Origin of the sequence: Pseudomonas sp. FW305-28 (assembly GCF_017351395.1) — a bacterium.
Lineage (GTDB): Bacteria > Pseudomonadota > Gammaproteobacteria > Pseudomonadales > Pseudomonadaceae > Aquipseudomonas > Aquipseudomonas fluorescens_AA.
Genome location: NZ_JACNDD010000022.1, coordinates 15,393 through 29,065, shown reverse-complemented (window position 1 = coordinate 29,065; position 13,673 = coordinate 15,393). Strand labels below are relative to the sequence as shown.

Here is a 13,673-nt window from a genome sequence, read left to right as displayed (position 1 = left end):
ACGGCTTTCCGTACAACCCGTGGAGTGATGGCATGGCGGACGTAAACAAGGTCGTTCTGGCGTATTCCGGCGGCCTGGACACTTCGGTGATCCTCAAGTGGCTGCAGGACACTTATAACTGCGAAGTGGTGACCTTCACCGCTGACCTGGGGCAGGGCGAGGAAGTCGAGCCTGCACGCGCCAAGGCCCAGGCCATGGGCGTCAAAGAGATCTACATCGATGACCTGCGCGAAGAGTTCGTCCGCGACTTCGTGTTCCCGATGTTCCGCGCCAACACCGTTTACGAAGGCGAGTACCTGCTGGGTACGTCCATCGCCCGTCCGTTGATTGCCAAGCGCCTGATCGAAATCGCCAACGAAACCGGCGCCGATGCCATTTCCCACGGCGCTACCGGCAAAGGCAACGACCAGGTGCGTTTCGAGCTGGGCGCCTATGCCCTCAAGCCGGGCGTGAAAGTCATCGCCCCGTGGCGTGAATGGGACTTGCTGTCCCGTGAAAAACTGATGGACTACGCCGAGAAGCACGCGATTCCAATCGAGCGTCACGGCAAGAAGAAATCCCCGTACTCGATGGACGCCAATCTGCTGCACATCTCCTATGAAGGCGGCGTGCTGGAAGACACCTGGACCGAGCACGAAGAAGACATGTGGCGCTGGACCGTCTCTCCCGAGAAGGCCCCGGATACCCCGCAATACCTGGAGCTGACCTATCGCAATGGCGATATCGTCGCCCTGGACGGCGTGGAAATGAGCCCGGCCACCGTGCTGGCGACCCTGAACCGCATCGGCGGCGAACACGGCATCGGTCGTCTGGACATCGTCGAGAACCGCTATGTCGGCATGAAGTCCCGTGGCTGCTACGAAACCCCGGGCGGCACCATCATGCTGCGCGCTCACCGGGCGATCGAATCGATCACCCTGGACCGCGAAGTGGCTCACCTCAAGGACGAGCTGATGCCCAAGTACGCCAGCCTGATCTACACCGGCTACTGGTGGAGCCCTGAGCGTCTGATGCTGCAGCAGATGATCGACGCCTCCCAGGCTCATGTGAATGGCGTGGTACGCCTGAAGCTGTACAAGGGCAACGTGATCGTCACCGGGCGTAAGTCGGACGAGTCGCTGTTCGACGCCAACATCGCGACCTTCGAAGAAGACGGCGGTGCCTACAACCAGGCCGACGCGGCCGGCTTCATCAAGCTCAACGCCCTGCGCATGCGCATCGCGGCGAACAAGGGTCGCAAGCTGTTCTGACCCTGGCGATATAAAAAACGGCCTGCCTTGAGCAGGCCGTTTTTTTTGCCCTCTGTTTTGCAAGGGCAGCCTCTTGTCTGCAGCACTGTCTCCTGATGGCTCATCCATCCTGCCCGTGGGTTGCAAGGTCTGCGTGGTGGTAAATGACGTACACGACGATGCCGGCGTGCTTCAAATGCTCAGGTTGGCAAGTTTCGCTCAGGCGACGGGATTGGCGGCACAGGATGCAAAAGGTGTCCGGCGGTTCATGCCTGGGGCGATGAAGACCTATCAGTCGCCGCCGTTGGTCCTTGCCCGCCCGACGTAGCATTCGTTTGCGCCGACAGGTCGAGTCATCCATGGTCTTTATGAAGTGCTTGCTCTTGCGAAAATCCGAAGGTGAATACAAGGAACGATAATTGAAGTTGAGGGTGATGAAAAAAAGCAGCAATAAATAGAAGGGGAAGCTGATCAGGAACCAGAGGTAATACTCACGATCCTGATCATCCAGAAAGGGCAGGGAAACAGCCGCGGACGTTTCGGATAAAGTTGCGAATATGGCGATAAGGGTCATGGGGTTGGTGATGGTCTTCAAAGGTTTGTTCATGGTTAATGCTCATGGAATATTCATGCTCGTGAGTGGTTTGGAAAAAATAATATCGGTGGCTAATAAGGTGTCGCTAAAACAATCAGGGCTGTCGATATTTTATATCGGGTGCCTGAACGTCTCTTATATAGGAATTTCCGCTGCTGAAGTGAGGGGGGCAGTTTTAACAGTAAATAATTCAGTTACTCTTTATGAGTAAAGTGCTTTCCAATGACCGGTCCGCAAGCAGGTAGGGCGGCGAAAGAGCGCATTATTCATAGGGGTAACGGATGCTCAAGGGCGCTCGGTCCTTCTCTGTAAAAAATTGAGGACACATTTTTCCCGGCGGGATTTGTAGGAGTTTTCTGTATAGCTTGTAGGATCTGTCTCTCGGTGCGAGCGGTCAGGGGGGGGCGGCATGCCAAGGTAGAAATGACTAGGCTATTGTGCGTGCTCTAAAAATTCGAACAGCGAAGTTGGATTTGCCCATGAATAAAGTGCTGATCGTGGATGATCATCCCGTCATTCGTCTTGCTGTACGTTTGCTGATGGAGCGTCATGGTTATGAGGTCGTTGCCGAAACCGACAACGGCGTCGATGCGTTACAACTTGCTCGTGAACTTATGCCCGATATCGTCATTCTCGATATCGGTATTCCGAAACTGGACGGGTTGGAGGTCATTGCCCGTTTGACGGCCATACCTTCGTCAATGAAGGTATTGGTACTGACTTCCCAGGCGCCTGGGCATTTTTCAATGCGTTGCATGCAGACAGGGGCGGCCGGGTATGTCTGCAAGCAACAGGACCTTACTGAATTATTAAGTGCAATCAAGGCAGTACTGTCCGGCTACAGTTACTTTCCCAACCAGGCATTGCATACGGTGCGATCGAGCCTGGGTAATGCCAGTGAGTCCGATATGGTCGATCGGTTGTCGGGGCGGGAGATGATGGTCTTGCAGCAACTGGCGCGCGGCAAGACCAACAAGGAAATCGCCGATGGAATGTTCTTGAGCAACAAGACCGTCAGTACTTACAAGACCCGTCTGTTATTGAAGCTCAATGCCCGTTCGCTGGTCGACCTGATCGAGCTGGCGCAGCGTAATGGGTTGGTGTGAGGCTGCTGTCACGCGTACTCAGTAAAAAGCCTCCATCAGGGAGGCTTTTACGTGTCAGAGGTCAAAGTCGTAATCGGCCAGTTGCTTCTGTAAACGACGCTCTTCCAGCAGGTTATCGATGGTGCGGCGCTTGCTCAGGTTGGTTTTCGCTACTTCCGGCACGACCGCAGGTTCACCGTCGTCGGCCTCAGCGGCGATGAATTCGTCTTCTACATCCAGTTGTTCTTTGCCAGCACTCATGGGTTCGACTCCAGGCTAAGACTGCCATTGGCGCTCCTTATATCGATAAACCACGGGCGGGTAAAAAAGATTTTTTCAATCGATAGATCGATAAAAGCAATAGCGCCTCAATCGTCCGAGGTCTTGTGCTTGTATTCGCATAAATCTTCGATTCGGCAGCTGCCGCAGCGGGGCTTGCGCGCCAGGCAGACGTAGCGCCCATGGAGGATGAGCCAGTGATGGGAGTCCAGCAGATATTCCTTGGGGACAAACTTCATCAGCTTCTTCTCCACCTCCACCACGTTTTTGCCGGGGGCCAGCCCGGTACGGTTGCTGACGCGGAAAATGTGGGTGTCGACCGCCATGGTCAACTGCCGAAACGCGGTATTGAGCACGACGTTGGCGGTCTTGCGGCCGACGCCTGGAAGGGCTTCCAGCGCTTCACGGGTCTGCGGGATCTCACTGCCGTGGCGCTCGATCAGCAGGCGGCAGGTTTCGATCACGTTTTTGGCCTTGCTGTTGAACAGGCCGATGGTCTTGATGTACTCGGACAACCCTTCGACGCCCAGGGCGTAGATCGCCTCCGGGGTGTTGGCGACCGGGAACAATTTAGCCGTGGCCTTGTTGACGCCGACGTCGGTGGACTGGGCCGACAGGATGACCGCGATCAGCAATTCGAACGGCGAGGAATAGGCCAGTTCGGTTTTCGGTTCCGGGTTGTCCTCGTGAAAGCGACGGAATATTTCCAGGCGTTTTGCGGCGTTCATGGGCGCGGCGTTTCCTCGGTGGTTGAAGGGGATTTGGCTGCCGTCCAGGCCTGTCGGGCCGCCAGTAGCAGGCCGAGCAGAATGAACCCGCCCGGGGCGAGCAAGGCCAGGGGGAGGCCGCTGCCGATCAGCTCACGCAGGGTGCCCAGGCTGACCATCAAGAGACCGAACACCCCAGCCAGCCTGAGGCGTCCAGGCAAGCGAGACTCAACGAAGAAACCCGCATGCTCCAGCGCCACGCAGCTCAAGGCGATCCAGCCCAGGTAAAGCCCCAGCGGTCGATACAGTTCCAATGCCCAGGCCTGGATGACAAAACCTATGCAGGTGGTCAGGGTAGCGGCCAGCACGATGGCGGCGAGCAGTTGTTGCGCGGTTGTCAGGCGTTGTCGGACACACCCCATCGCCAGGCCCTGGCAGAAGAACATCAAGGCCCAGGCCAGCCATAGCACCAGTGCGGCCATCAGCGAATCGCTGGCGCCCACCAGTGGGACGAGCAGCAGGCCGTGCGTCAGGCCCCATGGCTTATTCATTGGCAGGCACTCCCAACTGAGCTTTGTGCTCGTCGAAGTAACGCAACGCGTCGTGAACCGCTTGGAGCACCGCCCGGGATGTCACCGTTGCGCCGGCCAGTTGATCGAACTGTCCCTGGTCCTTCTTCAGGGCCCAGCCGCTGTCGTCAGGCGCCTGGCGTGATTTGCCGGTGAAAACCTGCATCCAGGTGTTCGGCCAGCCGGCAATCGCCGCGCCCAACCCGGGAGTTTCGGCTTGGCGCAGCGTCTTGACGCCCAGCAGCCGGCCCTGTGGATCGATGGCGACCAGCAATTCGATGCTGCCCTCATAGCCCGGTGCCTGGCTACGCAGCAGCACGGCGCTGGGCTGGCCATTGCGGGTCGCCAGATAACCGCCCAGCAGCGAGCTATGGGTCAAGGTCTCCGGGGCGGTGAGAACGGGGTGCGCCAATGGCTGATTGTCGTAGAGGCCGGTGGGCAGCACCTCAAGCAAGGTCCTGTTCGCCAGCGCTTGCCGCTGGGTCTCGATGCGCCCGGCGGTGCCGAGGTGTGTGAGGTAAGTGGCACTGCAACCGAGGCCGATCAACAGGATCAGGATTGCCACGCCGCCGGGATTCTTCATGTCAGTGGCCGCCGTTGTCGCGCCTCGGCAAACCGATCCAGTGCCGGCACGCCGAGGTTCATCAGCAACACCGCGAACGCCACGCCATCCGGGTAGCCGCCCCAGGTGCGGATCAGGTAGACCAGCAGCCCCATGCCCGCGCCAAACAGCAGGCGGGCGAGAGGGGCCTTGGCGCCCGAGACCGGTTCGGTCGCGATAAAAAACGCGCCGAGCATGGTTGCGCCGCTGAACAGATGAAACAGCGGGGAACCATGGGAGTCGGACCCCGACCCGTTCCAGCACAGCAGGCTGACGATAAACAGGCTCCCCAGCAGGCCCACTGGCGCATGCCAGCTGAACACCCGTTGCTGCAACAGAAACAGACCGCCTGCCAGAAAGGCCAGATTGACCCATTCGGCACCGCGGCCACCGAAACGCCCGAACGCCGGATCGCTGGCGAACAGTTCATCGATGGTCAGGCTCGTGTTGGTTCGCAGGCTGTCCAGCGCGGTGGCCCCAGCCCAGGCGTCGGGCGTCGGATGAGTGCCGAACACCTGTTGCAAGCCTTCAAGCAGGCCCAAACCGTGGGGCGCGGGACTCATATGGGCGGGAAACGCCACCAGGACCAGGGCATAGCCGAGCATCGCCGGGTTGAACGGGTTGCTGCCGACGCCGCCCCACAGGTGCTTGCCGAACAGCAAGGCGCAGGCGGCCGCGGTGACGGTCAGCCACCAGGGGCAATACGCCGGCAAGGCCAGGGCCAGCAGCGTGGCACTGACCAGCGCGCTGCCATCGTTCAGTTCGGGTTTGAGCGGCCGGCGGCGCAAACGCAGCACCAACGCTTCGACCGCCAGCGCGGTGAGGCCGGACAACAGCAGGTTGAGTAACACGCCCCAGCCCTGGAACCACAGCAACGCCAGCACGCCGGGCAGTGTCGCCAGCAACACCCGCGTCATCGCGGGCCGCAGCCGTTCGTCCACGGTGTCAGGAAGCGGCATGGACGTCCACCTGGCGCTCGGCATCCTTCACCGCTTGCTCCAACGCCTGCAGTTGTTCATCCGATGCCGCTGCCGTACGGGCTTTGCTGAGTTCGGCGCGGCGCATCGCCAGTTGGATCTTGGCCCGCTTCAGTTCGGCGCTTTGTGCCGGAGCCGGGGCTGGCGTGATCGCGGGTGCGGCGTTTTCCAGTTGGCTCAGGGCCTGCTCGGCCGCTTCGAACTGGCGTTGCAGCAGGATCAGTTGCGACTGCTGCTCGAAGGTTGGCGGATGGCCGAACGCTTTCAAGGATTTGTTCAACTGCGCCCGGCTCATGGCCAGGTCAACCTTGGCTTTTTTCAAGGCGGCATCGGCGGTGGCGGCTTTTTGCGCGCGCACGCGTTCCAGTGCGGCTTGTACGGGATCGAGCGGCTGTTCCGGTTCCTTGGCCTGGGCCGCGCGCTGGGTACGGGCCAAGCGCTCCGCCTGGCGCTGTTCTTCTTCGCGGCGCAGGCGCGCATTGCGTTGTTCGAAGCGGCGCCGGGCGTGGTTGCGCTTGGCCGTTCGCGCCTGTTGCTCGGCGGCGCTGAAGGCCAGGCCGCCGACAATCGGCAACACGCTTGCCGTCGGCAGGGGCCGCATTTCGATGCAGTCGACCGGGCAGGGCGCCACGCACAGGTCGCAGCCGGTGCATTCGTCGATGAGGACGGTGTGCATCAGCTTGGCCGCGCCGACAATCGCGTCCACCGGACAGGCCTGGATGCACTTGGTGCAGCCGATGCATTCGGCTTCGCGGATGAAGGCGATTTGCGCCGGAGCCACGCCGCGGCTGGTGTCCAGTTCCAGCACTGGTATTTTCATCAGCTCGGCCAGGGCCGCGATGGTTTCGCGTCCGCCGGGCGGGCATTTGTTGATCGGCTCGCCCTGGGCGATGCCTTCGGCGTAGGGCTTGCACCCGGGGTGACCGCATTTGCCGCATTGGGTCTGCGGCAACAGGGCGTCGATACGTTGAATCAGGCTCATGTTTTGACCAGCCCGCGCAATCCGAGAAAGGCCACCGCCATCAGTCCGGCGCTGATCAACTGTATTGGCAGGCCCCTGAAGGGCAAGGGAATAGCGTGATTGAAGGTGCGCTGGCGCAGATCGTCGAACAGGCCCAGCACCAGCCAGAAGCCCAGCCCGGCCCCCAGGCTCAGCGCCACGGCGTGGCCCAGGCCTCGGTCTTCCTGGCCGTTGAGCAGCGTGACGCCCAGGATGCCGGCATTGCCGAGCAGCAGCGGCCACAATCCATCGAACGGCATTGCGGGCAGCCAGCGTGTCAGCAGGCGCAGCAACGGCCCGATCAGCAAGATGCTCAAGGACAGCCAGACCAACAGGCGCAGGAATGTCAGATTGGTTGGCACGAGCACCCCATGATCGACCAGATAACCCAGGGTGCCGACGATCAGCATCAGGCACGCCGTTGCCAGGCCCAGGGCGTGCACCTGTCTTCTGCCGTTGGCCGCCAGCAGCGGATCGACGCCCAGCGGCCAATGCAACACCAGGTTGTTGATCAGGGCAGCGCTGAACAGCGTGAGGACGATTTCGGTCATGGGCGTGTGGGCGAACAAAGGGCCTGTTACAAGATTAGGCATTATCCGGCACGCCGGGAGTGCGGGCCAGATATGAAAATCCCACAGCCACCTGCAAGGCGACTGTGGGATCGGTGCAGCACGCGGTCGCGTTACTTGATCCGCTGGCCCGGCTTGGCGCCGCTGTCAGGGCTCAACAGGTAGATTTCCTCGCCACCGGGGCCTGCCGCCATCACCATGCCTTCGGAGATGCCGAAGCGCATTTTGCGCGGCTTGAGGTTGGCGATCATCATCGTCAACCGACCTTCGAGCTTGGCCGGGTCCGGGTAGGCACTCTTGATGCCGGAGAACACGTTGCGTTGCTCATCGCCGATGTCCAGGGTCAGGCGCAGCAGCTTGTCGGCCCCTTCGACGGCCTCGGCCTTGAGGATCAGCGCCACGCGCAGGTCAACGGCGGCGAAAGCGTCGAAGTCGATTTCCGGCGACAACGGATCCTTGGTCAACTCACCGTTGCCGGTCGGGCCGCCGGTGTCGGTCTGGCTGGCGGCCAGGTCTTCCTTGGAGGCGTCGATCATGGCTTGGACCTTGGTGGCATCGATACGGGTCATCAACGGCTTGAATGCGTTCAGTTGATGGTTGCTCAGCAGTGTCTGGTGGTCGTTCCAGGTCAGCGGCGCGACGTTCAGGAACGCTTCGGCATCAGCGGCCAGCAACGGCAGTACCGGCTTGAGGAAGATCACCAACTGGCGGAACAGGTTGATGCCCAAGGCGCAGATGGCCTGGACTTCGTCCTGCTTGCCTTCCTGCTTGGCCAGCGACCACGGGGCCTTGTCGGCGATCCAGGCATTGGCGCGGTCGGCCAGGGCCATGATTTCGCGCATGGCGCGGGCAAAGTCGCGGCTCTCGTAGGCGTCGGCGATGCTGGGTGCCGCCGCCAGGAAAGCGTCGGTCAGTTCCGGCGCGGCGTTACCGGCGACCAGGACCCCGGCGTTGCCCTTGTGGATGAACCCGGCGCAACGGCTGGCAATGTTGACGACCTTGCCCACCAGGTCGGAGTTGACCTTCTGCACGAAGTCTTCGAGGTTCAGGTCCAGGTCGTCGACGCCGCGGCCGAGCTTGGACGCGTAGTAGTAGCGCAGGTATTCCGGCGACAGGTGGTCCAGGTAGGTCCGGGCCTTGATGAAGGTGCCGCGGGACTTGGACATCTTCTGGCCATTGACGGTCAGGTAGCCGTGGACGTTGATGCCGGTCGGCTTGCGGAAACCGGCGCCTTCGAGCATGGCGGGCCAGAACAGCGCATGGAAGTTGACGATGTCCTTGCCGATGAAGTGATACACCTCGGCCGTGGAGTCCTTGCCCCAGAACGCGTCGAAGTCCAGCTCAGGCGTGCGGTCGCAAAGGTTCTTGAAGCTCGCCATGTAGCCGATGGGCGCATCCAGCCACACGTAGAAATACTTGCCGGGCTCGCCGGGGATTTCGAAGCCGAAGTACGGCGCATCGCGGGAGATGTCCCACTCTTGCAGGCCGGAGTCGAGCCATTCGGCGAGCTTGTTGGCCACCGCGTCGTGCAACGTGCCGCTGCGGGTCCAGGTTTGCAGCATTTCCTGGAAATCCGGCAGCTTGAAGAAGAAATGCTGGGAGTCCCTGAGCACCGGGGTGGCGCCGGAAATCGCCGATTTCGGGTCTTTCAGGTCGGTCGGTGCGTAGGTGGCGCCGCATTTTTCGCAGTTGTCGCCGTACTGGTCTTCGGTGCCGCATTTCGGGCAGGTGCCCTTGATGAAGCGGTCGGCCAGGAACATGTTCTTTTCCGGGTCGAAATACTGGGTGACCGAACGGGTGGCGATGTGCCCGGCGTCACGCAGCTTCAGGTAGATCTGGCTCGACAGCTCACGGTTTTCTTCGGCGTGAGTGGAGTGGAAGTTGTCGAAGTCCACCAGGAACTCGGCAAAGTCGGCGCTGTGTTCGGCCTGGACGTTGGCGATCAGTTGCTCCGGGGTGATGCCTTCCTTTTCCGCGCGCAGCATGATGGCCGAACCGTGGGCGTCGTCGGCGCAGACATAGATGCACTGGTTGCCGCGATGTTTCTGGAAGCGCGTCCACATATCGGTCTGGATGTATTCCAGCATATGGCCGAGGTGAATCGAACCATTGGCATAGGGCAGGGCGCTGGTGACGAGAATCTTGCGTGGCTCGGACATGGGGCTCGGCTACTTGATGAAACGGAGGTCGGCCACTATAAAGCGCCGGGAAATATATTTCACCCCACTGGCCTGTTTCCGCATGCATCGGTTGGGAACGGCGAAAGGCCTGAGCCAGGCACAATCTGTGGCGAGGGGATTGTGGGAGCAAAGCTTGCTCGCGAAACGGGCACCTCGATTTCTGAAAGACCGCATCGCCTGCATCGCGGGCAAGCCTTGCTCCCACACAGCGGGAGCAAGCTCCCTCGCCACACAAGCAGGCTCGGCGTAGGATAGCGGCCTGTTTTTCAAGTCTTGCTATCGGAGTTGCCCATGAGCGCCGTCAACCGCGCAGCGGTGGAAACCGTCCTTCGCCAGTACACCGACCCCTACCTGAACCAGGACCCGGTCAGCGCCGGATGCGTGCGCGCCATCGACATCCAGGGCGATCGCGTCAGTGTCCAGCTGGAAATCGGCTACGCCGCCGACCTGTTCAAGAGCGGCTGGGCGCAGATGCTGCAAATGGCGATCGAAGGCCTCGACGGCGTGACCGCCGCGACAGTCCAGGTCACCAGCGTGATCGCTGCCCATAAGGCTCAGGCGCAGGTGCCGGGGCTGGCCAACGTCAAGAACGTGATCGCCGTGGCCTCGGGCAAGGGCGGCGTGGGCAAGTCCACCACCGCCGCCAACCTGGCCCTGGCCCTGGCCCGTGAAGGGGCGAAGGTCGGGATTCTCGACGCGGACATCTACGGCCCGAGCCAGGGCATCATGTTCGGGATCGCCGAGGGCACCCGGCCGCAGATCAAGGACCAGAAGTGGTTCGTGCCGCTGCAATCCCATGGCGTGGAAGTCATGTCCATGGCCTTCCTGACCGACGACAACACGCCGATGGTCTGGCGCGGACCGATGGTTTCCGGGGCCTTGCTGCAACTGGTCACGCAAACCGCGTGGGGCGACCTGGATTACCTGGTGATCGACATGCCGCCGGGCACCGGCGATATCCAGCTGACCCTGGCGCAGAAAGTCCCGGTGGCCGGTGCGGTGATCGTCACCACCCCCCAGGACCTGGCCCTGCTGGACGCGCGCAAGGGCGTGGAGATGTTCCGCAAGGTGAACATCCCTGTGCTGGGCGTGGTAGAGAACATGGCCGTGCACATCTGCTCCAATTGCGGACATGCCGAGCACCTGTTCGGCGAAGGTGGCGGGGAAAAGCTGGCGACCCAGTACGGCGTCGAACTGCTGGCTTCGCTGCCGCTGTCGATGGTGATCCGCGAACAGGCCGACGGCGGCAAACCGACGGTCATCGCCGAACCGGACAGCCAGATCGCCATGGTCTATCAGGAACTGGCCCGCCATGTGGGCGCGCGGATCGTGTTGCAGGAGGCCGCTTCACCGGCGATGCCGAACATCACCGTCAGCGACGATTGATCGACTGAACTGCAGTCTTATGTGGGAGCAAGCCTGTGGGAGCACAGCTTGCTCGCGATGACGGCTTCACCTACAACACATCTGTTGGCCTTAGAATCGCTATCGCGAGCAAGCTGTGCTCCCACAGGCCCGCTCCCACATTTCATTTGGTTTGCGCTGACCTTAGATCCGCAACCCGCCATCCATCTCCAAGATCCGCCCGGTGTAGTAGTCATTCTCGAAGATATACGCCGCCGAATGGGCGATCTCCTCGGGCTTGCCCATGCGCTTGAGCGGAATCCCCGAGGTCATTTTCTCCAGGGCTTCGGGTTTCATGCCCAGGGTCATCTCGGTTTCGATGAAGCCCGGTGCGATGCCGGCGACACGGATGCCGTAGCGCGCCAGTTCCTTCGCCCAGGTCACGGTGGCGGCGGCCACACCGGCCTTGGCGGCCGAATAGTTGGTCTGGCCGACATTGCCGGCGCGGGAAATCGACGAGATATTGATGATGGCGCCGCTGTTCTTCAGTTCGACCATTTTCGCCGCCACCTCACGGGTGCACAGGAACACGCCGGTGAGGTTGACGTCGATCACGGCCTGCCACTGGGCCAGGCTCATCTTGGTCATTTCGCCGTCCTTGACCTTGAGCAGCAGGCCATCGCGCAGGATCCCGGCGTTGTTGATCAAGCCGTGGATCGCGCCGAAGTCCTCGGCCACCCGGGCAACCATGTCGATCACCTGATCTTCATTGGCGACATTGCACAAGTAGGCGCGGGCCTCGACGCCCTTGGCTGCGCAGGCGGCCACCGCCTGGTCGAGTTTTTCCTGGTTGAGGTCCACCAGCGCCAGCTTTGCGCCTTTGTCGGCGAAATACTCGGCCATGGAGCGGCCCAGGCCCTGGCAACCGCCGGTGATAATGATTACTTTGTCAGTGAGTTGCATTCTCATGTTCCAGATGGCGCAGCGGTGGAGGGGGGACCTGTTGGGAGGTTTCTCGAATTTGTGACGGTGCAGCCCGACTGCACACGCGAACTGTCCCCTAGGTGTATCGGAACATTACTCCAGTCGCCCGACCGTTTTCTAGACGGATTTCATAAAAGGAGTCATAAATTGAGCGTTGAAGCTGCCAGACATGCCCGGGAACTGCTGCTCAAGGAATACCGTGGAATGCTCTCCACTCATTCCAAATCCATGCCCGGCTTTCCGTTCGGCTCCGTCGTCCCGTATTGCCTGGACGCACAAGGCTGGCCGCTGATCCTGATCAGCCGCATTGCCCAGCACACTCACAATCTGCAAAAAGACCCCAAGTGTTCGATGCTGGTGGGCGAGCGCGGTGCCGAGGATGTGCAGGCGGTGGGGCGCCTGACCTATCTGGCCGAAGCCCGGAAGCTCGAAGACAGCGCCGCCATCGAAGCGGCCGCCGAGCGTTATTACCGCTATTTCCCTGACTCGCAGAACTACCACAAGGCCCATGATTTCGATTTCTGGGTGCTCGAGCCGGTGCGCCATCGCTACATCGGCGGCTTTGGCGCCATTCACTGGATCGACCGGCTCACCCTGGCCAACCCCTTCGCCGGCAAAGCCGAAGCCAGCATGATCGAGCACATGAACGCCGATCACGCCAAAGCCATCGCCCATTACGTGGAACTGGCCGGCCTGCCGAAAAGCGAACCGGCGCAACTGGTGGGCATCGACAGCGAGGGCATGCACCTGCGCATTGGCCAGGGCCTGCACTGGCTGGCGTTTGCGGCACCTTGCAACACGCCGACACAAGTGCGCGAAGCCTTGGTTTACTTGGCTCACGCCGAGCAATGGCCAAAAAATGCCGAGGCCGACGCTTGAATTCACGAAAGGGCGACGTCATTTAAGGTTTCATAGCAAGGCATTCTTGCGTTGAGGAACCATTTGATGCGCCCTTTTTTGTTGCTCTTTCTGCTGTTTCCGGTGTTGGAGCTGTTCGTATTCGTCAAGGTCAGCGGTGCGATCGGGTTTTTCCCGGCGCTGTTGCTGGTCATTCTCGGCTCGATGCTCGGCGTGTTCGTGCTGCGCATCGCCGGCCTCGCCACGGCATTGCGTGCCCGTGAAAGCCTGAACCGTGGCGAGCTGCCTGCCCAGACCATGCTCGAAGGCCTGATGCTGGCATTGGGTGGCGGCCTGTTGATCCTGCCAGGCTTTATCAGCGACGTGCTGGGCCTGGTCATGCTGTTGCCGTTCACCCGTCGGTTGCTGGCCAATAAAATGCGCCAGCGCGCCGAAGAGCAGGCGATGCGCCAGCGGGCCTTCGCCGATGACCTGCAGCCCCGTGGCGGGCCGGCTCCGCGAGAACCCCTGGGCCGTGAGCCCAACGTGATCGAAGGCGAATTCGAACATCGCGACCCCAAGTAAAAAACCGCGACACGGCACCTTCGGGTGCCGTGTTCGTTTTCGGCTCCGAGAAGTAAAAAATTTCATGCCCTGCCCTTGTAATCGCCTTGTGCGCCCTTATGTATGGGTCACCGCAAGGTTTCCGGTGGCAAC

The 13,673-nt window shown here is 61.0% G+C and carries 14 protein-coding genes and 1 pseudogene; 5 read left to right on the top strand and 10 right to left on the bottom strand.

Translation table 11 applies throughout. From position 1 onward, the window contains the following. The first annotated feature begins 32 nt into the window (after positions 1-32). Positions 33-1,250: an argininosuccinate synthase gene (locus J4E53_RS07720; RefSeq protein WP_003204943.1), complete on the top strand. Its 1,218-nt coding sequence runs from the start codon at positions 33-35 to the stop codon at positions 1,248-1,250. A gap of 328 nt (positions 1,251-1,578) precedes the next feature. Here the strand turns inward: J4E53_RS07720 and J4E53_RS07715 are convergent. Then, positions 1,579-1,836, bottom strand: a pseudogene (locus J4E53_RS07715) (hypothetical protein); the annotation flags it as partial. Between the two features lie 467 nt (positions 1,837-2,303). Between J4E53_RS07715 and J4E53_RS07710 the strand changes: the two are divergent. Then, positions 2,304-2,930, top strand: coding sequence for a response regulator transcription factor (locus J4E53_RS07710; RefSeq protein WP_053124532.1), 627 nt, complete (start codon positions 2,304-2,306; stop codon positions 2,928-2,930). 54 nt (positions 2,931-2,984) lie between these two features. On the opposite strand, the gene J4E53_RS07705 is transcribed toward J4E53_RS07710, so the two are convergent. From J4E53_RS07705 to metG, 8 genes are all read right to left on the bottom strand, one after another. Next, positions 2,985-3,170, bottom strand: a complete 186-nt coding sequence (locus tag J4E53_RS07705) for a PA3496 family putative envelope integrity protein (RefSeq protein ID WP_060740943.1) — start codon at positions 3,168-3,170, stop codon at positions 2,985-2,987. A gap of 107 nt (positions 3,171-3,277) precedes the next feature. Beyond that, positions 3,278-3,916 carry an endonuclease III gene (gene nth / locus J4E53_RS07700; protein WP_053124528.1) on the bottom strand — a complete coding sequence of 213 codons (639 nt, stop codon included), beginning with the start codon at positions 3,914-3,916 and terminating at the stop codon, positions 3,278-3,280. After that, positions 3,913-4,446, bottom strand: a complete 534-nt coding sequence (locus tag J4E53_RS07695; protein WP_103308467.1) for an Rnf-Nqr domain containing protein — start codon at positions 4,444-4,446, stop codon at positions 3,913-3,915. Before J4E53_RS07695 ends, nth begins: the two co-directional genes overlap by 4 nt. Next, the gene (locus J4E53_RS07690; protein WP_060740946.1) at positions 4,439-5,047 is read right to left on the bottom strand and encodes an RnfABCDGE type electron transport complex subunit G; all 609 of its coding nucleotides are present in this window, start codon (positions 5,045-5,047) and stop codon (positions 4,439-4,441) included. Before J4E53_RS07690 ends, J4E53_RS07695 begins: the two co-directional genes overlap by 8 nt. Further along, the gene (locus J4E53_RS07685) at positions 5,044-6,024 is read right to left on the bottom strand and encodes an RnfABCDGE type electron transport complex subunit D (protein ID WP_103308466.1); all 981 of its coding nucleotides are present in this window, start codon (positions 6,022-6,024) and stop codon (positions 5,044-5,046) included. The genes J4E53_RS07690 and J4E53_RS07685 overlap by 4 nt, the downstream gene beginning before the upstream one ends. Further along, positions 6,011-7,024, bottom strand: a complete 1,014-nt coding sequence (gene rsxB / locus J4E53_RS07680; RefSeq protein ID WP_060740948.1) for an electron transport complex subunit RsxB — start codon at positions 7,022-7,024, stop codon at positions 6,011-6,013. The genes J4E53_RS07685 and rsxB overlap by 14 nt, the downstream gene beginning before the upstream one ends. Continuing rightward, complete coding sequence (locus J4E53_RS07675; RefSeq protein ID WP_060740949.1) at positions 7,021-7,593, bottom strand: Rnf-Nqr domain containing protein; 573 nt, start codon at positions 7,591-7,593, stop codon at positions 7,021-7,023. Before J4E53_RS07675 ends, rsxB begins: the two co-directional genes overlap by 4 nt. A 131-nt stretch (positions 7,594-7,724) precedes the next feature. Beyond that, positions 7,725-9,770, bottom strand: a complete 2,046-nt coding sequence (gene metG, locus J4E53_RS07670; RefSeq protein WP_060740950.1) for a methionine--tRNA ligase — start codon at positions 9,768-9,770, stop codon at positions 7,725-7,727. 312 nt (positions 9,771-10,082) lie between these two features. On the opposite strand from metG, the gene apbC reads away from it, so the two are divergent. Further along, complete coding sequence (apbC, locus tag J4E53_RS07665; protein ID WP_060740951.1) at positions 10,083-11,177, top strand: iron-sulfur cluster carrier protein ApbC; 1,095 nt, start codon at positions 10,083-10,085, stop codon at positions 11,175-11,177. Positions 11,178-11,339: 162 nt separating this feature from the next. On the opposite strand, the gene J4E53_RS07660 is transcribed toward apbC, so the two are convergent. Then, positions 11,340-12,098 carry an SDR family oxidoreductase gene (locus J4E53_RS07660; RefSeq protein ID WP_060740952.1) on the bottom strand — a complete coding sequence of 253 codons (759 nt, stop codon included), beginning with the start codon at positions 12,096-12,098 and terminating at the stop codon, positions 11,340-11,342. Between the two features lie 168 nt (positions 12,099-12,266). Here J4E53_RS07660 and J4E53_RS07655 point away from each other — a divergent pair, with 168 nt between their 5' ends. Next, complete coding sequence (locus tag J4E53_RS07655) at positions 12,267-12,998, top strand: HugZ family protein (protein ID WP_060740953.1); 732 nt, start codon at positions 12,267-12,269, stop codon at positions 12,996-12,998. 66 nt (positions 12,999-13,064) lie between these two features. Then, the gene (locus J4E53_RS07650) at positions 13,065-13,541 is read left to right on the top strand and encodes an FxsA family protein (RefSeq protein WP_060740954.1); all 477 of its coding nucleotides are present in this window, start codon (positions 13,065-13,067) and stop codon (positions 13,539-13,541) included. Positions 13,542-13,673 lie beyond the last annotated feature (132 nt).